The organism is Curtobacterium sp. MCLR17_059, from assembly GCF_003234665.1.
In the GTDB taxonomy this organism is placed as follows: Bacteria; Actinomycetota; Actinomycetes; order Actinomycetales; family Microbacteriaceae; genus Curtobacterium; species Curtobacterium flaccumfaciens.
In genome coordinates this window covers 1-17,896 of the sequence record NZ_QKSU01000014.1, presented here as the reverse complement: position 1 = coordinate 17,896, position 17,896 = coordinate 1, and the positions used below count along the sequence as shown (strand labels likewise).

Annotated in this window: 19 protein-coding genes; 11 read left to right on the top strand and 8 right to left on the bottom strand. The window is 72.8% G+C overall.

Annotated features, from left to right (window positions below; all coding sequences use genetic code 11):
- Window positions 1-16 precede the first annotated feature (16 nt).
- A complete protein-coding gene (locus DEJ12_RS16015) occupies window positions 17-553 on the bottom strand; it encodes a hypothetical protein (RefSeq protein WP_071405966.1) in 537 nt (178 codons plus the stop codon).
- A gap of 132 nt (window positions 554-685) precedes the next feature.
- Here DEJ12_RS16015 and DEJ12_RS16010 point away from each other — a divergent pair, with 132 nt between their 5' ends.
- The gene (locus tag DEJ12_RS16010; RefSeq protein WP_258370638.1) at window positions 686-1,591 is read left to right on the top strand and encodes a LysM domain-containing protein; all 906 of its coding nucleotides are present in this window, start codon (window positions 686-688) and stop codon (window positions 1,589-1,591) included.
- Window positions 1,592-1,803: 212 nt separating this feature from the next.
- Here the strand turns inward: DEJ12_RS16010 and pgi are convergent, their stop codons facing one another.
- The 4 genes from pgi to DEJ12_RS15990 all read right to left on the bottom strand — a co-directional run bounded on the left by pgi (window position 1,804) and on the right by DEJ12_RS15990 (window position 6,543).
- On the bottom strand, window positions 1,804-3,525 hold the full coding sequence (gene pgi / locus DEJ12_RS16005) for a glucose-6-phosphate isomerase (protein WP_111030733.1): 1,722 nt from the start codon (window positions 3,523-3,525) through the stop codon (window positions 1,804-1,806).
- Window positions 3,526-3,761: 236 nt separating this feature from the next.
- The gene (locus DEJ12_RS16000) at window positions 3,762-6,005 is read right to left on the bottom strand and encodes a cation-translocating P-type ATPase (RefSeq protein ID WP_111030732.1); all 2,244 of its coding nucleotides are present in this window, start codon (window positions 6,003-6,005) and stop codon (window positions 3,762-3,764) included.
- On the bottom strand, window positions 6,002-6,220 hold the full coding sequence (locus DEJ12_RS15995) for a heavy-metal-associated domain-containing protein (RefSeq protein WP_181433179.1): 219 nt from the start codon (window positions 6,218-6,220) through the stop codon (window positions 6,002-6,004). Before DEJ12_RS15995 ends, DEJ12_RS16000 begins: the two co-directional genes overlap by 4 nt.
- Before the next feature lie 32 nt (window positions 6,221-6,252).
- On the bottom strand, window positions 6,253-6,543 hold the full coding sequence (locus tag DEJ12_RS15990) for a metal-sensitive transcriptional regulator (RefSeq protein ID WP_027466001.1): 291 nt from the start codon (window positions 6,541-6,543) through the stop codon (window positions 6,253-6,255).
- 82 nt (window positions 6,544-6,625) lie between these two features.
- On the opposite strand from DEJ12_RS15990, the gene DEJ12_RS15985 reads away from it, so the two are divergent.
- From DEJ12_RS15985 to DEJ12_RS18265, 10 genes are all read left to right on the top strand, one after another.
- Window positions 6,626-7,846, top strand: coding sequence for a helix-turn-helix domain-containing protein (locus tag DEJ12_RS15985; RefSeq protein ID WP_111030731.1), 1,221 nt, complete (start codon window positions 6,626-6,628; stop codon window positions 7,844-7,846).
- 169 nt (window positions 7,847-8,015) lie between these two features.
- The gene (locus DEJ12_RS15980; RefSeq protein ID WP_071405961.1) at window positions 8,016-8,474 is read left to right on the top strand and encodes an Asp23/Gls24 family envelope stress response protein; all 459 of its coding nucleotides are present in this window, start codon (window positions 8,016-8,018) and stop codon (window positions 8,472-8,474) included.
- Window positions 8,471-8,662, top strand: coding sequence for a DUF2273 domain-containing protein (locus DEJ12_RS15975; protein WP_017885412.1), 192 nt, complete (start codon window positions 8,471-8,473; stop codon window positions 8,660-8,662). The genes DEJ12_RS15980 and DEJ12_RS15975 overlap by 4 nt, the downstream gene beginning before the upstream one ends.
- Window positions 8,659-8,973, top strand: coding sequence for a hypothetical protein (locus DEJ12_RS15970; RefSeq protein WP_111030730.1), 315 nt, complete (start codon window positions 8,659-8,661; stop codon window positions 8,971-8,973). The genes DEJ12_RS15975 and DEJ12_RS15970 overlap by 4 nt, the downstream gene beginning before the upstream one ends.
- Before the next feature lie 9 nt (window positions 8,974-8,982).
- Window positions 8,983-9,558, top strand: coding sequence for a DUF6286 domain-containing protein (locus DEJ12_RS15965; RefSeq protein WP_110864127.1), 576 nt, complete (start codon window positions 8,983-8,985; stop codon window positions 9,556-9,558).
- Entirely contained in the window at window positions 9,555-10,118 is a 564-nt protein-coding gene (locus tag DEJ12_RS15960) for a hypothetical protein (protein WP_111030729.1), read from the top strand. Before DEJ12_RS15965 ends, DEJ12_RS15960 begins: the two co-directional genes overlap by 4 nt.
- A gap of 82 nt (window positions 10,119-10,200) precedes the next feature.
- On the top strand, window positions 10,201-10,374 hold the full coding sequence (locus tag DEJ12_RS15955; RefSeq protein ID WP_071246087.1) for a CsbD family protein: 174 nt from the start codon (window positions 10,201-10,203) through the stop codon (window positions 10,372-10,374).
- Window positions 10,375-10,452: 78 nt separating this feature from the next.
- Window positions 10,453-11,349, top strand: coding sequence for an Asp23/Gls24 family envelope stress response protein (locus DEJ12_RS15950; protein ID WP_181433178.1), 897 nt, complete (start codon window positions 10,453-10,455; stop codon window positions 11,347-11,349).
- On the top strand, window positions 11,346-11,762 hold the full coding sequence (locus DEJ12_RS15945) for an MFS transporter permease (protein WP_111030727.1): 417 nt from the start codon (window positions 11,346-11,348) through the stop codon (window positions 11,760-11,762). Before DEJ12_RS15950 ends, DEJ12_RS15945 begins: the two co-directional genes overlap by 4 nt.
- A gap of 100 nt (window positions 11,763-11,862) precedes the next feature.
- Window positions 11,863-12,513 carry a gamma-glutamylcyclotransferase family protein gene (locus tag DEJ12_RS18265; protein ID WP_258370637.1) on the top strand — a complete coding sequence of 217 codons (651 nt, stop codon included), beginning with the start codon at window positions 11,863-11,865 and terminating at the stop codon, window positions 12,511-12,513.
- Here DEJ12_RS18265 and DEJ12_RS15935 read toward each other — a convergent pair.
- The 3 genes from DEJ12_RS15935 to DEJ12_RS15925 form a co-directional block, all read right to left on the bottom strand.
- The gene (locus DEJ12_RS15935) at window positions 12,489-13,478 is read right to left on the bottom strand and encodes an NAD(P)-dependent oxidoreductase (RefSeq protein ID WP_111030726.1); all 990 of its coding nucleotides are present in this window, start codon (window positions 13,476-13,478) and stop codon (window positions 12,489-12,491) included. The two genes, DEJ12_RS18265 and DEJ12_RS15935, sit on opposite strands and share 25 nt — an antisense overlap.
- A gap of 124 nt (window positions 13,479-13,602) precedes the next feature.
- Window positions 13,603-16,320: an alpha/beta fold hydrolase gene (locus DEJ12_RS15930; RefSeq protein ID WP_258370636.1), complete on the bottom strand. Its 2,718-nt coding sequence runs from the start codon at window positions 16,318-16,320 to the stop codon at window positions 13,603-13,605.
- Window positions 16,317-17,390 carry a 3-oxoacyl-ACP synthase III gene (locus DEJ12_RS15925; RefSeq protein WP_042537701.1) on the bottom strand — a complete coding sequence of 358 codons (1,074 nt, stop codon included), beginning with the start codon at window positions 17,388-17,390 and terminating at the stop codon, window positions 16,317-16,319. The genes DEJ12_RS15930 and DEJ12_RS15925 overlap by 4 nt, the downstream gene beginning before the upstream one ends.
- Between the last annotated feature and the right edge of the window lie 506 nt (window positions 17,391-17,896).

The following is a 17,896-nucleotide window of genomic DNA, read 5'->3' as shown; positions in this document are numbered from 1 at the left end:
AATCCGCGGATCGGGCTCAGCGCTCGTCGTCGACGGGGCCGTCGCCCAGGACGTCCCCCAACGAAGCCATGTCGGCACCGTGGTCGGTGTAGCGGCGCACGGTCCGTCGGGCGGCGGCACTCGCGGCGCCGGACAGGGCGGGGTTGCGTCGGGCGGCGTCGGCGACGCGTCCGGCGTGCCCCGCGGTGGAGAGCAGCACGTTGGCCAGGGCTCGGGCGTCGCCGCGCTCGGGGACCCCGGTCACGGTCCACGCCGTGCGGACCTGTGCGTCGGGAGTGACGCCACGGCGGGTGCCCATCCGGTGCCAGTCCGACAGCACGCCCTCGGTGCGCGAGGCGGCGCGGTCTGCCTCTCCCGCGCGACGGCGTGCGGCGTCACGGGCGTCGGACTCGGTGTCCGAGCCCTCGACCGTGTCGTACCGGTCGGTGAGCCCGTCGGCCCGGCGCCGGACGCTGTCGGCACGTTCACGCGCTGCGACGTCGTCACCACCCGCCGCTGCGATGCGGGCGGCGTGCGCGGCGGCAGCCGCGGCGAGGATCTCCGAACGCTCCATGCCCTCGACCGTAGCCGCTCCGACCGACACCATCTCGCCCCCTCGGCAGCTGGACTGCGTCCCGGGACACAGTCCGCCGGCGACGACGACCGTGTGTTCGCCATCGCGTTACCCTCGAGCTGAGGGGGCATCATGAAACGGACCGGCGGAATCGCCATCGTGCTGGCGGCCGGCGTGGTGCTGTCCGGCTGCTCGCTGCTGCGGGGACCGGACGGTGCCCTGCCCGCTCCCGCCTCCCCGCCCGCGTCGAGCCCGACCGCGAGCGAGACCCCGGCGGCGACCCCGACCGGCGAGTCCGCATCGGACCTGATCGAGGCGTCGGCGAACCCGCGCACACCGACCCCGGTGCCGACGGAGGCCGCCGCACCCGCACCGACGCTGACACCGATCCCCGCCGGGACCGTCCTGGCGCAGGGGGACGTGGCCTCGCCGAAGGGCAGCGTGCACTTCCACTTCCGGGTGGTCGCGGACGGCGACGACACCTTCACCGCGCAGTACTCCGGGATCACCTCGACGCTGCCGGTGCCGATCGGCGTCGCGTTGTTCGACCTGCCCCGTGCGGTGGGCGACGGGCTCACCTACCCCGGTGTCGGTGACCGGACCCTCGGCGGTCCGACCAGCACAGCGGCCGCGGTCGACGTCCCGTTGGACGGATCCGGGGTCGACCCGTCACACCTCGGCACCCTCGTGACCTACTCCGCCGCGGCGCCCGGACAGGACGTCCCCGTCGAGATCTCCGCCGGCAAGGTCCTCGCGGTGTCCACCGTGCGGTGGTCCGTCCCCGCCCGGCAGACGAACGTGCGCCCGAAGGACGCCGGACGACGGGCGAACGCGACCGGGACCGTCACCGCGGCCACGGCCGCCGGCGCGCCGAGGTCCTACGGCGTCGCACCGGACGACCTGATCGGGGACGTCGCGGCGCGGTTCGGCATCACCGTCCGCGACCTGGTCTGGCTCAACGAGGGCGTCCAGGTGTTCGGCGAGGACCAGCACCTGTACGAGGGCACGTCCCTCAACCTCGACCCGCTCGCCCGCTGAGCGGGCGGCCCGGCGCCGAGCCCCGCGGCGTCGCAGCGGGCCCTCGCGAAAGCGACACTTCTCCGCGGAAGATCGGCGCGCATCTGTCGCTTTCGCAGGCCTGACGGCGGCCCGTCGGGCGCAACTGTCGCTTTGGCAGTGCCCGACACGACGGACGGGAGGCCCGTGGCGGATCCGCCACGGGCCTCCCGTCCGTCAGGTGGGGGCGTGCGTTACTTCCGCAGCTCCAGGTACTTCGCGATGAGCGCCTTGGTCGACGGGTCCTGCGCGTCGAGCGCGGCCTGGTCGCCCTCGACGGCCGGCGTGACCTGCAGCGCCAGCTGCTTGCCGAGCTCCACACCCCACTGGTCGAACGAGTCGATGCCCCAGATCGTGCCCTCGGTGAACACGATGTGCTCGTACAGGGCGATGAGCTGGCCGAGGACGCTCGGGGTGAGCTCCGGCGCGATGATCGACGTGGTCGGCTTGTTGCCCGGGAACGTGCGCGCCGCGACGATGCCTTCGTCCGTGGTGCCCTCGGCGCGGACCTCGTCGGCGCTCTTGCCGAACGCGAGCGCCTTGGTCTGCGCGAAGAAGTTCGCCAGGAACAGCGTGTGCACGTCGGTGCCGGGCGCGACGCCCTTGCCGTCGCCGGTCTCGTCCTTGAGCGGACGGGCCGGGTTGGCGACCGTGATGAAGTCGGCCGGGATCAGGCGGGTGCCCTGGTGGATGAGTTGGTAGAACGCGTGCTGGCCGTTCGTGCCGGGCTCACCCCAGAAGACCTCGCCGGTCTCGGTGGTGACGGGCGAGCCGTCCCAGCGGACGCGCTTGCCGTTCGACTCCATCGTGAGCTGCTGCAGGTACGCGGCGAAGCGGTGCAGGTACTGCGTGTACGGCAGGACCGCGTGGCTCTGCGCACCGAGGAAGTTCGTGTACCAGACGTTGAGCAGGCCCATCAGGACGGGGACGTTCTGCTCGAGCGGCGTGGTGCGGACGTGCTCGTCGATGGCGTGGAAGCCGGCGAGGAACTGCTCCCAGTTCTCCTTGCCGATGGCGATGACGACGCTCGTGCCGATGGCCGAGTCGACCGAGTAGCGGCCGCCCACCCAGTCCCAGAAGCCGAAGGCGTTCTCGGGGTCGATGCCGAAGGCCTCGACCTTGTCGAGCGCGGTGGAGACGGCGACGAAGTGCTTGGCGACGGCGTTCTTCTTCTCGTCGTCGGCGGCGTCGGTCAGGCCGAGCTTCTCCCACAGCCACTGGCGGGCGAGGCGCGCGTTCGTCAGGGTCTCGAGCGTGCCGAAGGTCTTCGACGCGACGATGAAGAGCGTGGTCTCGGGGTCCAGGTCCGCGGTCTTCTCGTAGATGTCCGCCGGGTCGATGTTCGACACGAAGCGGGCCTCGAGGCCGGGCTGGACGTAGGGCTTGAGTGCCTCGTAGACCATGACGGGGCCGAGGTCGGAGCCACCGATGCCGATGTTGACGACGGTCTCGATGCGCTTGCCGGTGACACCGGTCCAGGCGCCGCTGCGGACCTGCTCGGCGAAGCCGTAGACCTTGTCGAGCGTGGCGTGCACGTCGGCGTCGACGTCCTGGCCGTCGACGGTCAGGGGCGCCGCCGGCACGAGGCCCTCGGTCGCCTTCGGGCGGCGGAGCGCGGTGTGCAGCACGGCGCGGTCCTCGGTCACGTTGATGTGCTCACCGGCGAGCATGGCCCGGAAGCGTTCGGCGACGCCGGTGTCCTTCGCGACCTGCAGCAGCGCGGCGAGGATCTCGTCGGTCACCAGGCCCTTGGACAGGTCGACGGTCAGGTCGGCCGCCTGGAAGGTGTACTGCTCGGCACGACCGGGGTCGCTGTCGAACCACCCTCGCAGGTCCGGGGTGAAGCCGGCAGCAATGCTGTCGAGCTTCTTCCAGCCTTCGGTCGATGTGGGGTCGACGGGAGCGGATTCGGTCACTTCGGTCCTCCTGGGGATCACGTTCAAGACGTACAGCCCGCGGGTCACGCAGCGCTGCGTCGCGGACCGTCTTCGAGCGTAGTGCGCTCCGGCGGGTGGTGCGCACAGTCGGCCGGGAGGCGCGGCTCGCGTTCGCTGCGCGCGTCACGCCTCCCGGCCGGTCGCGTTCCGTGCCGCGGTCGGCTTGCCGGGTTCAGTGCTGCGGTCGGCCGGCCCGGTTCACGACGGTGGCCGGATCACGGCTGCGCCGCGAAGCGACGCAACCGCAGGCTGTTCGTCACGACGAAGACCGACGAGAACGCCATCGCCGCACCCGCGAGCACCGGGTTCAGCAGCCCCGCCATCGCGAGCGGGATCGCCGCGACGTTGTACGCGAACGCCCAGAACAGGTTGCCCTTGATGACGCCGAGCGTCGCGCGCGACAGTCGGATGGCGTCGGCCACCACGGTGAGCCGACCGCTGACGACCGTGATGTCGCTCGCCGCGATGGCCGCATCGGTGCCGGCGCCCATGGCGATGCCGAGGTCGGCCGCGGCCAGTGCGGCGGCGTCGTTCACGCCGTCTCCGACCATCGCGACGCTCCGCCCCTCGGACTGCAGCCGTCGGACGGTCTCGAGCTTCGACGCCGGGGTCGCGCGGGCGTGCACCTCGTCGATGCCGACGCTCGCGGCGACCGCACGTGCGGCGCCGTCGTTGTCGCCGGTGAGCAGGACCGGGTGCAGGCCGAGCGCCCGGAAGCGGGCGATCGCGTCGGCGGCCTCGGGCTTCACGGTGTCGCCGACGACGACCACGCCCAGGGCCGTGCCGTTCCGGGCGACGACGACCGCCGTGCCCCCGTCGACCTCGGCACGGTCGACGGCGTCGGACAGCACCGTTGGCAGGGTGATCGACCACGAGTCGGCGAGCCAGCGGGTCGTGCCGACCAGCACGACGTCGCCGTCCACGACAGCCTGCACACCGGCGCCGGCGGTCGCGGTGAACTGCTCGGCCTCGGGCAGGTCGACGCCCCGGGCACGGGCCGCGGTGGTCACGGCGCGGGCGACGGGGTGTTCGGAGCCGTCCTCGACCGCTGCGGCGAGGCGCAGGACGACGTCCTCGGTCTCGTCGACGGCGATGACCGACCGCAGGGTCATCGACCCCGTGGTGACGGTGCCGGTCTTGTCGAGCACGACGGTGTCGACGCCGCGGGTGCGCTCGAGCACCTGCGGACCGCCGATCAGGATGCCGAGCTGGGAGCCGCGACCGGTGCCGACCAGCAGCGCGGTGGGCGTGGCGAGCCCGAGAGCGCACGGGCAGGCGATGATCAGGGTGGCGACGGCCGCGGTGAAGGCCGCGGTGAAGGCCGCGGTGACCGAGCCGCCGAACACGAGCCAGCCGACGAAGGCCAGCACGGCGAGCACGATGACGATCGGCACGAAGACCCCGGACACGCGGTCGGCCAGACGCTGCACCTCGGCCTTGCCGGTCTGGGCGTCCTCGACCAGGCGACCCATCCGGGCGAGCTCGGTGTCGGCGCCGACACGCGTGATCGCGACGACGAGCCGCCCGCCGACGTTGATCGTGGCACCGGTGACCCGGTCGCCCGGGCCGACCTCGACCGGCACGGACTCGCCGGTGAGCATGCTGAGGTCGACGGCCGAGGAGCCGTCCTGCACCAGGCCGTCGCTCGGGATCCGCTCACCGGGTCGCACCACGACGACGTCGCCGACGACGAGGGACGAGGTCGGCACGCGGTGTTCCGCGCCGTCGCGCAGGACGGTGGCGTCCTTCGCACCGAGTTCGAGCAGTGCCCGGAGTGCGGCACCGGACTGTGTCTTCGCGCGGGCCTCCATGTACCGGCCGGCGAGGATGAACACCGTCACGGCCGCCGCGACCTCGAGGTACAGGTCGGTGGCCTCGGGGTCCGTGGCGAACCACGAGAACGTCATGTGCATGCCGGTCGTGCCGGCATCGCCGAAGAACAGGGCGTACAGCGACCACCCGAAGGCGGCGAGGACACCGACGCTCACCAGGGTGTCCATGGTGGCGGCACCGTGCCGGGCGTTGACCCACGCGGCACGGTGGAACGGGAGCGCCCCCCAGACGGCGACAGGCGCCGCGAGCGTCAGGGCGAGCCACTGCCAGTTCGGGAACTGCAGCGCCGGCACCATCGAGAGGACCACGACGGGCACCGCGAGCACGGCGGACACGACCAGGCGTCGGCGCAGCGGGCCGGTCGGGTCCTCGTCCACCGCGGGGTCGGCGTCAGCAGCGGCGGGCGGGGCCGGCACCGTGGCGCCGTAGCCGGCCGACTCCACCGCGGCGATCAGCGCCTCGGGGTCGGCGGTGCCGTCCGCGGCGACCTGCACCTGCGCCTTCTCGGTGGCGTAGTTGACGGTGGCGGTGACCCCGGGCAGCTTGCCGAGCTTCCGCTCGATGCGGTTCGCGCACGAGGCGCAGGTCATCCCGGTGATGTCGAGTTCGACGGTGCGGTCGGTCACGAGCGCACGACCTCGTACCCCGCCTCGGTGACGGCGGCGCGGAGGGCGTCCGCGTCGACGGGTACCGCCGAGCTGACGGTGACCTCGGACGATCCGCCGGGGACGAGTCGGACGTCGACGCCCGACACCCCGTCGACCTCGGTGAGTTCCTCGGTGACGCTCATCACGCAGTGGTCGCAGGTCATGCCCTCGACGAGCAGCGTTTCGGTGGTCATGGTGTCTCCTTCTCGGTGGTGGGTCGTCAGGGTCAGGAGCGGACGAGCCGGGCGATCGCCTGGCTGGCCTCGCGCACCTTCTCGTCGGCGGCGTCCCCGCCCTCGGCGACGGCCTCGGCGACGCAGTGCGCCAGGTGGTCCTCGAGCAGCGACAACGCGACGCGTTCGAGCGCCCGGTTCGCCGCCGAGATCTGGGTCAGGACGTCGATGCAGTACGTCTCGTCCTCGACCATCCGCGCGATGCCGCGCACCTGCCCCTCGGCGCGACGGAGTCGCTTGAGCAGGTCGTCCTTGTCGCCGATGTACCCGACGTGTTCGTGCATGTCCGCCTCCACCGTTCTCAATATGGTACCCCCCTAGGGTATTTCGATCTCGTCCGGGCGCAACCGGTGGCATGATCAGCGCATGGACCCCTCGACGACGAACGGATTCCGCCGGCTGCGGTTCTCCGACGGCGAGGGTTCCGACTACTCCGAGATCTTCGCGGCCGAGTACGGCGGCTCGGACTTCGCCTCCGAGACCTTCGCCACCGACGACACCCGGTACGAGTACACGGTCGTGGGCGACGACGACCTGTCGCTGCGCACCATGCGGGCCGAGGGCGGTCGGCGGGGTGGGGTCATCGGCGTGCGGGACGACCACGTGGTGTTCTGGCTGACCAAGGGCCGGCTCGAGATGCACTTCGCCGACCGCACCCGCGTCGTCGAACCGGGCAGCCCGTACATCGCCTCGGCATCCGAGGCCTACCGGTTCGAGTCCGACGGCACCGTCTACAACGGCGTGCACGTGTCCGACCGGTTCCTGCGGAGCGTCGGCCGCGACCTCGGCTACCGCCTGCCCGACGGCCCACTGCTGTTCGACCAGCAGGACGAGGTCGTCGCCCGGCGCGAACCCCTGCGGCACCTGATCCGTGAACTCGGGCCGGCCCTGGTCGACGACCGCGTGCTCGGACCGATGCGGACCGCGCTGAACCGCCGGCTGGCCGTCGTCATCCTCGACACGTTCCCCATCCGGAACCGCGGTGATGACGTCCCCGTGGCGAACCGGCTCCGCGACGCGATCCGCTTCATCGAGCTGCACGCCGCCGAACGCCCTTCGGTCCCCACCATCGCCGCGGCCTGCGGACTGAGCCAGCGCGGGCTGCAGGACGTCTTCGCCCGGACGCTCGACACCACGCCGCACCGGTTCCTCCGCGACCACCGCCTCGACCGGGTGCGCGAGGAGCTGCTCCGCGCGGACCGGGGCGGCCCGGTCGCCCCGGCGGACTGTCCGCTCGTGTCATCCGGCATCGCCGCGATCGCCCGCCGCTGGGGCTTCACCAACCCGGGCCGGTTCGCCGAGACCTACCGCGACCGGTTCGGCGAGGACCCCGCCGTGACGAAACGCGCGTCGCTGGCCGCGCAGCCGCAGGTCGGCAAGGCGTCGTGGCGTGTCCGTCGTGCGGTGTCGTACATCGAGCAGCACCTCGACGACCCGCTCACGCTCGACGACATCGCGGCCGCCGCAGGGGTGCTCCCCAGACGGCTGCAGCAGCTCTTCCGCGAGGAGCGCGGCGAGTCCCCGATGGCCTGTGTGCGTGCTATGCGGGCCGCTGCCGAGCGCAACGGCGCGGCCGGAATCGGCTGAACGGCCGGACGGAACACCCCGGGGGTACACCCACATCCCCGGTTTTCCGGGGATCCCTGGACATCACCCGAATCCGAGAAGTCGTGTGTGACGAATCTCTTCCACAGCCCGTCTCATCCGTGAACAGCAACCGCTGGGAACGCCCGGCGGGTCAACGGAAGGAACGAACATGGCTGACACCACCACCCCCACCCCGGCCACCACGGCGACCCGTGCCACCTCGCACGCCGGCACCAGCGGCGTCACCGGCAAGACCGTCATCGACGACACCGTCGTGTCGAAGGTCGCCGGCATCGCCGCCCGCGAGGTCAACGGCGTGCACTCCCTCGGCAACGGCGCAGCCCGTGCCATCGGCGCCATCCGCGACGCCATCGGCCAGCGTGACTTCGGTCAGGGCGTCAAGGTCGAGGTCGGCGAGAAGCAGGTCGCCGCGGACATCGTGATCGTCGCCGAGTACCCGGTGTCGCTCCAGCAGGTCGCCGACGGCGTCCGTGCCGGTGTCGCCCGTGCCCTCGAGCAGATCGTCGGCATGGAGGTCGCCGAGGTCAACGTGACCGTCCAGGACGTCTACATCCCGGGTGACGACGACGACAACGAGGACGAGAAGAAGGAAGCCCGAGTCGCATGAGCAACACGCTGATCGGCGCCCTCATCGGCGCAGTCCTCGCCGTCGTGGCACTGCAGTTCGGGTTCTGGGGCTTCGTGCTCGTCATCGTGTTCGGTGCGATCGGGGCCCTCGTGGCCGCACTCGCCACCGGTCGCATCGACCGCGGTGCCCTGACCGACGTGCTGACCGGACGCCGGAGCTCCCGGTGAACGCCGGCCCGGACGTCCCGGGCCGCGTCGAGATCACCGCACGCGCGCTCACCTCGCTGGCGCGGGCCGTCGCAGCCGAAGGGCTCGGCGCCCCCGCCAAGCGGGTGCGCGTCGGACTCGGCGACGCGGCGGGAGCACTGTCACTCGACATCACCGGGCCGATCGCCGCGAGCGACGACATCGTCTCCGGGTCGATCCGGATCGCGGACCAGGTCAAGGGCCGCGTGAGCGACCTGACCGGGCGTCGCGTCGGCAGTGCCCACATCGAACTCACCGGGATCGTGCGTGAGCACGAGTCCCGGGCCCGCTAGGAGGCCATCATGAGCAACGGTTCCGTCGAACGACGCATCCGTCGTCGGAGCGTGCACCGCTCCCGCTCCACAGCAGTGGCGGTGGCACTCGTGGTGCTCGCTCTGGTGGCCGCCTGGATCGGCACCGAGGCGGTGCTCAGCGCCATCGGACGCCCGCCGCTGGTCGCCGACCCCCAGACCGTGGTCGACACGGCGCTCCGTCCGGACGCCGCGTTCGTCACCGTCGTCGAGGTCATCGCGGGTGTGCTCGTCGTCCTCGGCGTCGTGCTGGTCGTCCTGGCGCTCAAGCCCGGCCGGCAGCACCGATCGGTCGTCGAACACGAGCGTGGTGCGGTCGTCATCGACGCCCGCATCGTCGCCTCCACCGCGGCGAACGCTGCCGGCATGGCGGCCGGTGTCCCCGAGGGGAACGCCTCCGCCACCGCCCGTGGCCGTTCCACCGAGGTCCGCATCGTCCCCGTCACCGGTGTGCCGGTCGACGAGGCGAGCGTCCGCGCCGCCGTCGTGGAGCGTCTGAGCGGTCTCGACGAGCGCTTCGGCCGACGCGTCCGCGTCCGGGTCGAGGAGAAGGGAACCCTCGCATGACCAAGAGCAACCGGACCCTCAACCGGATCATCCTGTTCATCCTCGGCCTCGTCGCCGTGGTCGTCGGGATCGCGATGGGCGCGGGCGTGCTGCCCGCCGTCCAGGACGCCGTCAAGCCGTACGTCGACCTCCCCCGCAGCCTCGACGTCCCCGCGTCCGCGCTGTGGATCGTCGCCGGGGCCGCGGCCCTCGTGATCGTCCTGTCGCTCGTGTGGGTGTTCACCCGCGGTGGTGGCGGCACGTCCGTCGCCGTCCGGGAGCACTCGGGCGACGATGCCGTCACCGTCAACGTCGCACTCGTCCGGGACGTCCTCGAGCACGAACTCGCGGGTGTCCGCGACGTGGTCGGCTCCCGGGTCGACACCTACCTCGTCCGCCGGCAGCGCGCCGCCCGGATCCGTGTCGCGGTCCGCCGCGGCGGGGACGCCGTCAGCGTGCTCGACGCCGTCGACCGAGCCGTCGCGGTCCTCGACCGCACCCTCGGCCGTCCGGTCCCGGTGCTCGTGCACCTGACCGGCGGTACCCGCTCCGCGCTCGCGAAGTCGACCCGCGTCCACTGACACCCGTCAGCCGGACGCACCCCGGGCCTCCCGGCCCACCACCACACCACCGGGCGTACGCCCACCCACGAAAGGACCCGTCATGGGACTCGACGACAAGATCAAGAACGCCGCTCAGGACCTCGCCGGCAAGGCGAAGGAAGCCGTCGGCAACCTGACCAACGACGACTCGAAGGTCGCCGAAGGCAAGAAGGACCAGGCCGCTGCGAGCGCGAAGCAGACCGGCGAGGACGTCAAGGACGTCTTCAAGAAGTAGGTCGCACGACCGCATCGGGGCACCCGTCGAACGGGTGCCCCGATGCGTCCCCGCGCAGATCCCGAACGAGGAGGAACCATGCAGCACGACCCCCATGCGAACACGCAGGTCACCGAGGTGGCCCTGCCCGCAGCACTGACGGAGCCGCTGCCCGACGACGCGAGCACCGCGACGATCGTCGCGCGCACCGCGGCGGAGACCGCGCTCGGCGTGCCCGGCGTGCACCACCTCGGCGGGATCGCCGCCCGTGCCGCCGACCAGCTGCGGAAGCAGCTCGGCCGTTCGGCGGGCACCACCGGCGTGCAGGTCGACGAACAGGACGGCGTGCTCAGCGTGCAGGTCGCCGTCGTCGTCAGCTACCCGCACCCGGTGCTCGACGTCGCCGCCGAGGTCCGGCAGCAGGTCACCGCAGCGACGCGGCAGCTGTCCGACCTCCGCACCTCGGTCGACGTGCGCGTCCTCGACGTGCACGGTCCGTTCGACGACGAGCAGTCACCGCTCGGCCGGGCCGCCGAGCAGGCGACCGATGCGGTCAAGCAGGCGGCCGAGTCGACCGGCGACGCGGTCAAGCGGGCCGCCGAGACCACCGCCGACGCGACCAAGCGTGCCGCGACGGCCACGGCCGATGCGACGAAGCAGGCTGCGTCGGCCACGGCGAACGCGACGAAGCAGGCTGCCGACGCCACCGCCGACACGACCAAGCGTGCCGTCGACGCCGCCGAGACGGGCGAGCGTCTGCGTGACGCCGCCTCGGAGTCGCTCGCCCGGGCATCCGAGCAGGCCGCCGACGCGGCATCGTCTGCGAAGGACGCCGCCGAGCAGGCCCGCGACGTCGTCGTCGACGCGGCCGGCACGACCAGCGACCGGGCCGCCGACGCTGCCGATGCAGCGGCCGACGCTGCCGACGACGCAGCCGTCGCCGCCGATGCGGCAGCGGATGCCGCCACGGCTCCCCGTCACCGGGACCAGCCGTGACCACCGCCTGGTCCGGAGGGCGCCGGCCCCGTGCCCGGCGTCCCCGACCCCGCGGCGTCTGGATCGCCGGCGGCATCGGGGTCTTCCTCGTCCTCGCCGTCGCGGTCGGCGGCTTCCTGCCGCTGGTCGGGTTCCTCGGCGGGGTCACCGCCACCACCGCCGGCCTCGTGCCGTTCCCGTTCGTCCGCGTCACCCTGATCGCCCTGCTCGGTGCGGTCGTGGTGCTCGGCCTGCTCCTGCTCGCCCTGACCCGCCGGCAGACCGCCACCGCGACGACCGCCGTCGTGCTCGCCGTCCTGGTGAGCGTGGCGGTCACCCTGGTCCCCGTCGTCCTGGTCGCCGTCGGCTCCGCCGACCGCGCGGGCGACGTCTGGCCGATCGTCACCGAGCTCTGGACCCGCTTCACCGGCTGACGTCGTGCACACGGTCCCGGCCTGGAGGCCCGCCCCACCCGACCAGGTCGGCCCACCCGGGTGGTCCCGGAGTCCACTGCCCGTCCGCTAGCCTCGCGACGTGAAGCGTCTCTCCCCCGGCCAGCGCTGGGTCATCGGTCTCGGCGCGTTCGCGCTCGTCTGTCTCGTCGTCGGCGTCATCGGGCTGGTGGTCGGGATCACGAACCGGTACGGGTGCCTCTCCGATTCCGAGATCTGGCCGCAGTCCCGCTGCCTCGGCGACGACTCCGGGATCTCCTGGGGCAGCGCCCTCGGCATCATCGGGCTGCTGCACCTCGGCCTGACCGGCCTGGCCGGTGCACTCGTCTGGACCTCGACCCCGGCGGTCGCTCCGCGCCCCGTCAAGCGTCCGACGCCGCGCCCCGGCGAGACGCACCGGGTCTTCTCGTACGGCACGCTCCAGCAGCCGCTCGTGCAGGAGTCGCTGTTCGGGGACCACGTCCCCACCACCCCGGATTCCCTGCCCGGCTGGCGGCTCGACTGGGTGACGATCACCGACCCGGACGTCATCCGGACGAGCGGCTCCGACCGGCACCCGATCCTCCGCCGCGGCTCCGCGCACGACGTCGTCGAGGGTGTGGCCCTGACGCTCGGGTACGAATGGCAGCTCCGCGCGGTCGACGGCTACGAGGTCGCCGACTACCAGCGCATCCGGGTCACGCTGGCCTCGGGCTCGACGGCCTGGGTCTACGTGGCGGCCGACGAGGCCTGAGCCGCGGCGCGCAGCCGTTCGAGCCCGTCGTCGATCGACACCGACGGGGTCCACCGCAGGTCGCTCCGGGTCCGTCGCTGGTCGAACCAGTGCGCCGTCGAGAGCTGTTCGGCCAGGAACCGGGTCATCGGCGGTTCGTCCTCGCCCGGTCGGACGCGCCAGACGGCCTCGACCACGGAGCCCGCGGCCCGCGCGACCGCGGCCGGCACGTGCCACTGCGGCGGTCGGACGCCCGACGCCGTGCAGATGCCGGCGAGCAGGTCGGCGACCGGTCGGGGCTCACCGTTCGTGACGACGTAGGCGTTGCCGTGGACGCCGTCGTCCGTGACGTGCTCGAGCGCCGCGACCATGGCCGTCGCGGCGTTGTCGACGTAGAGCGTGTCGATGAGCGCGGCGCCGGAGTCGAGCAGCGGGAGCCGTCCGGCGCGGGCACGCTCGACGATCCGTCCGACGAGCTGGGTGTCGCCCGGACCCCACACCAGGTGCGGCCGGACCGCCACGACGGCGAAGTCCTGGGCGTCGGCGTCGAGTGCCAGCAGCTCCGCCGCGGCCTTGGTGCGGGCGTAGTGGCCTCGGGCACGGGACGGCTCGGCCGGACCGGCGTCGGCCCCGACGAGCGACGACCCGGTGTGCGCGACCGACGGCGACGACACGAAGACGAAGCGCCCGACGCCGGCTGCACGGGCGGCCGCCAGCAGTGAGCGGGTGCCCTCGATGTTGACCCGGGCGAAGTCGGCCGGGTCCCCGGCGAGTGACACCTTCGCCGCCAGGTGCACGACGGCCTCGACCCCGTCGACCGCGCGGGCGATCGCGGCGTCGTCGGTCATCGTCCCGGCGACGTCCTGCACCCCGGGCACTCCCGAAGGACGGCGCTGGAACGTCCGGACCTCGTGGCCGGCGTCCCGCACGGCGGCGGCGGTGGCCTGTCCGAGGAACCCGCTGGCCCCGGTGACCAGGACCTTCACGGGCGGACCATCCGTCCGCCGGACAGCACCGCGACGGGTCGGCGATTCGTGCTCACCGACACCTCACGCCCCCGACGGCCCGTGAGGTGTCGGTGAGCGCGTGAGAACGCGCCGAACGCGCCGATCACGGGCGGACCATCCGTCCGCCGGACAGCACCGAACCGGCCCAGCGGGACAGCCGGGTGCGGTCGACCTTGGAGTTGTGCCGGATGTCGGTCGGCAGCACGGGCACGACGAGCACCGCGGCGAGTGGCACCCCGGCGGCGGCACGGATCGCTGCGGCGAGCGACGGCGACGCCAGACCCGGCCGGCGCACGGCAGGGTCGGTCTCGACGACCGCCACCACCTGCTGTGTGCCGACCGGCCCGATGCCCGCGACGCCGGCGCGTTCGACACCGTCGACGCCCTCGATCCGCTGCTCCGGTCCCACCGGCGTGACGACCCCGTCCGGAGTCACCAGCACGTGCTGCAGTCGGCCCTCGACCCAGATCCGTCCCGCGGCGTCCAGGTGTCCGACGTCCCCGGTGCGGTGCCCGCGCGGGTCGTCGACGCCGAGGCGCGAGACCCGATCGGTGCGCCAGAGCCGGTCGTAGTGGTCGCGCACATGGGGTGCCGCGACGACGATCTCCCCGGTGATCCCGGGCTCGTCCGTCAGGGCTCCGGTCGAGCGCCCGGAACCGTCGAGCGGCGCGATGCGGACGCGGACGTTCGCTGCCGGCACCCCGACGCAGATCCCCTCGTCGTCGGACCGACCGGCGGCACGGACCCCGTCGAGGTCGACGTCGGTCATGAGCAGTCCCTCGGTCATGCCGTAGGGGGTGTGGGCGCTGGCATTCGGCATCAGCTCGGTCGCCGCGGTGAGCAGCGCAGCCGAGACGGGAGCCCCGGCCGACAGGAACAGCCGCACGCCCTTCAGCGCCTGCCGGTCGGCGTCGGTGAGCTCCGACGCGGTCGCGACGACGTTCGCCAGGGCCGCCGGCGACAGGAACACGACGGTGGCGTCGGCCGCGGCGACCGAGGCCGCGACCGCCTTCGCCGTCAGGGTGCGTGGCGCGGTCACGTCCATGTCGGGCGCGACCGACCGTGCTCCGAGGGCCGGACCGAGCAGCGCGAACGGCGCGAACCCGGCGACGAGGCCGGTGCCGACTCCGACGTCGTACTGGGTGGCCAGCGCGTCCCGGACGGCGCTGAGCTGCCCGTGGGTGTACACGACGCCCTTCGCCGGCCCGGTCGATCCCGAGGTGAAGAGCACGGCCGCGGGTGCGTCCGGCGACGGTGCCGCCGGCAGCGCGGCGCCGTGCGCGAGACGGCGGGCGCCACGGCGGGCGACGTCGACGAGCGTGTGCTCCACCCGCAGCGCCTTCCGTGCCGGTGCGGGCAGCGAGAGCGTCGCGATGCGTCGCCCCGGCCAGCCGAGGGCACGCGCGGCCCCGAGCCCGGGCAGCGCGCCGATGATCCAGTCGGGTCGGGCGCCGCGGACCGCGCGGGTCAGGCCGCCGAGTCCGAGACCGGCGTCCGCGACGACGACGACCGCGCCGATCCGCACGCAGGCGTACAGGACGGCGGTCAGGTCGGCGCCGGGGGTCACCAGGAGCGAGACACGGTCGCCGCTCCGGACGCCCAGGTCGTCGAGTCCTGCGGCGATCTCGTCGACCCGTCGGGCGAGCAGTCGCCACGTGATCGTGCGGGGGCCACCGGCGGCGGCCATCTCGACCAGCGCGGGTTCGTCGCTCTCGCGCAGTTCGTCGAGCCGTGCCCAGAGCGGCGGGGTCGCCGGTGCGGGCTGGCCCGGGTCCACGACGTCGGACTGGAGGCCCGTGGGGGCCTGCGCAGGACGGCCACCGTCCGGCAGGCGGTCACCGAGCCAGTCGAAGACCGCGCCCGCCACGTCGGCGTCATCGGGCAGCAGGTGCCCGGCGCCCTCGAACCGGTGGACGTCGGCGTGCGGCACACGTTCGGTCAGGTCGTCCAGGTAGCGCTCGAGGAACACCGGGTCGCGCGGACCCCAGAGCAGGAGCACCGGTACGTCGAGCGCGGCGACCCCGGCGGCGATGCGGTCGAGTTCGGGTGCGCTCCGGTGCCGGGCGTCGACGGGGATGTCCGCGACGAAGCCGCCGATGCCACCGCGACGGGCGGCACCGCGGTAGGGCGCCCGGTAGCCGTCGGCTGTGGCACGGTCGAGCTTCGGGTGCGCGATGGCCAGGGTGGTCTCGAGGAACGCCGGGGTCACGACCGTCGCGCGGCCGAGCATCCCCGGGCCGAGGGCGAGCCGCAGCGGTGCGGGGATCGGGGCGTCGTCGGGCTGGTGCACGGCGGTGTTGCACGTCATCGCGGCGGCCAGGACGTCCGGGTGGTCGACCGCCCAACCGAGCGACACCACACCACCCCAGTCGTGGCCGAGGGTGACGACCGGTCCGGTCAGCCCGAGTTCGTCGGTCAGGGCACCGAGGTCCGCGACGCGCTGCGCCAGTCCCCGCTCGACGCCGGTGCGCTCCGAGAAGCCCATGTCGAGCTGGTCGACGGCGACCACGCGCCAGGCCGGGCCGCCGGCCTGAGCGACCTCGAGCGAGGTGCGGAGCACCGACCGCCACAGGTACGACCAGGTCGGGTTGCCGTGCACGCAGAGGATCGTGCCGACCGGTTCCACGCCGAGCGCGGCCAGGGACCCGGCCGTGTCGAGGAGATGCCAGGTGCGCGCGGCGCGATCCGTTCCTCCCGTCCGCTCTCCGGACCACGCGGCAACCGTGACCAGACGCGACCACGCCGGGTCGAGGCCGGGCAGGGAGGGCGGCTGCGTCGCCGGAGCCGTGCTCGCGGCGACGCGGGGCAGCCGGGACCTCACCAGTGGAGTTCCATCATCGCCGTGTTGATGCCGGAACCGACGCCCCCCAGGAACACGCGGTCACCGCGACGGATACCACCGGATGCGACCTCGTCGGCCAGGGTGATCGGGATCGACGCGGGGCCGACGTTGCCGAAGCGCTGGTACGTGGTGGGGACCTTGTCGCGCGGGATGCCGATCGCCTCGACGAAGGCGTTGGTGTGCACGTCGGAGACCTGGTGCAGCACGTAGCGGTCCATGTCGGCCCAGTCGAAGTGGGCGCGGGCCTCGGTCCAGGCGGCGACGACGAGCTCCATGCCGCCCTTGAGCAGCATCTTCGCGTCCGTGAACATGCCGTCGACGCTGCCCACGCACAGGTCGTACCACTGGGTCGCCGCGCGGGTGACGCCGCCGACGATCCGGTGTCCTTCGGGGTGCAGGTCCGCCGGGCCGAGCACGGCTGCGGCAGCACCGGACCCGAGGGTCAGGCTGGCGAACTCGCTCATGAAGTCCTTGCGGTTCCGACCGCCCTGGTTCAGGCGGTCGATGGTGTTGAGCTGCACCTGGTCGGCGTCCTCGCCGTCGACGACGAGCGCGTACTTGATCTGCCCGGAGTCGATCATGCCCGCGGCGACGCTCATGGCGTTGACGAACCCCAGGCAGGCGTTCGCGATGTCGAAGTTGATGGCGGACGACGGCAGCCCGAGGCCGTGGTGCAGGCGGACGGCCACCGACGGCTCGAGGTGCGGACGGGTCACCGAGGTGTTGATGAGCAGCCCGATCTCGTCCGGACGGACACCGGCCTCGGCCATGGCACGGCGGCCGGCGTCGATCGCGGCGTCCTGGAAGGTCTGGCCCTCGCCCCAGTTGCGACGCTCGATGACCCCGGCGACGCGCTCGAGCAGACCCATCGGCAGACGGAGTCGACGGAGGACCCCGCGGAGCTTGGCCTCGATGTCGGCCGAGGTCGTCACACGCTCTGCCGTGGTGGTCGCCACGGAGAGCAGTGAGACGTTCCGGTGCTTCGCCGTGGCGTTGCCGGGCTGCTCCGGTTCACTGCTCGATGCCTGGTCGACCGGCCGTTCCGTCATGATCGTCACCGACACATACTTCCGCATCTGGCCTGTGTGCGCGATCCGGATGCGCTGGACGGCCCTGAATCCGTGCAATGCATTGCATGTGAAATACATATTGCATACGATGGCTACCGACCCCTTCGATCGGAGCCCCGAATGCCCCCGCTCAGCAAGTCCACCTCTGCCGCAGCCCTCCTGCTGGCGTTCGCGCCGTTGGCAGTGCCGGACATGGCCGCCGCGACGACCGTCACGACGGCACCCGCGCCGACCGAGGAGCGAGCCGACGCGTCCGTGGAGCCGGAGGCTCCGGGCGAGGGCGAGGAGGAGTCACCTGTCGACAGTGGCGCACCTGTCGAGCCCGAGGCGCCCGCGGACACCGCGGTCCCGGTCGACGCCGACCCCGCCACGGAGCCGGAGCCGGCCCCGGCGCCGTGGCGGGGTCGGGGTCGACCGGGCCCCCGGTGTCCGGCGGCGCCTCGGGATCGACTGGTGCGCGACTGTCGACAGGTGAGTCCTACGCG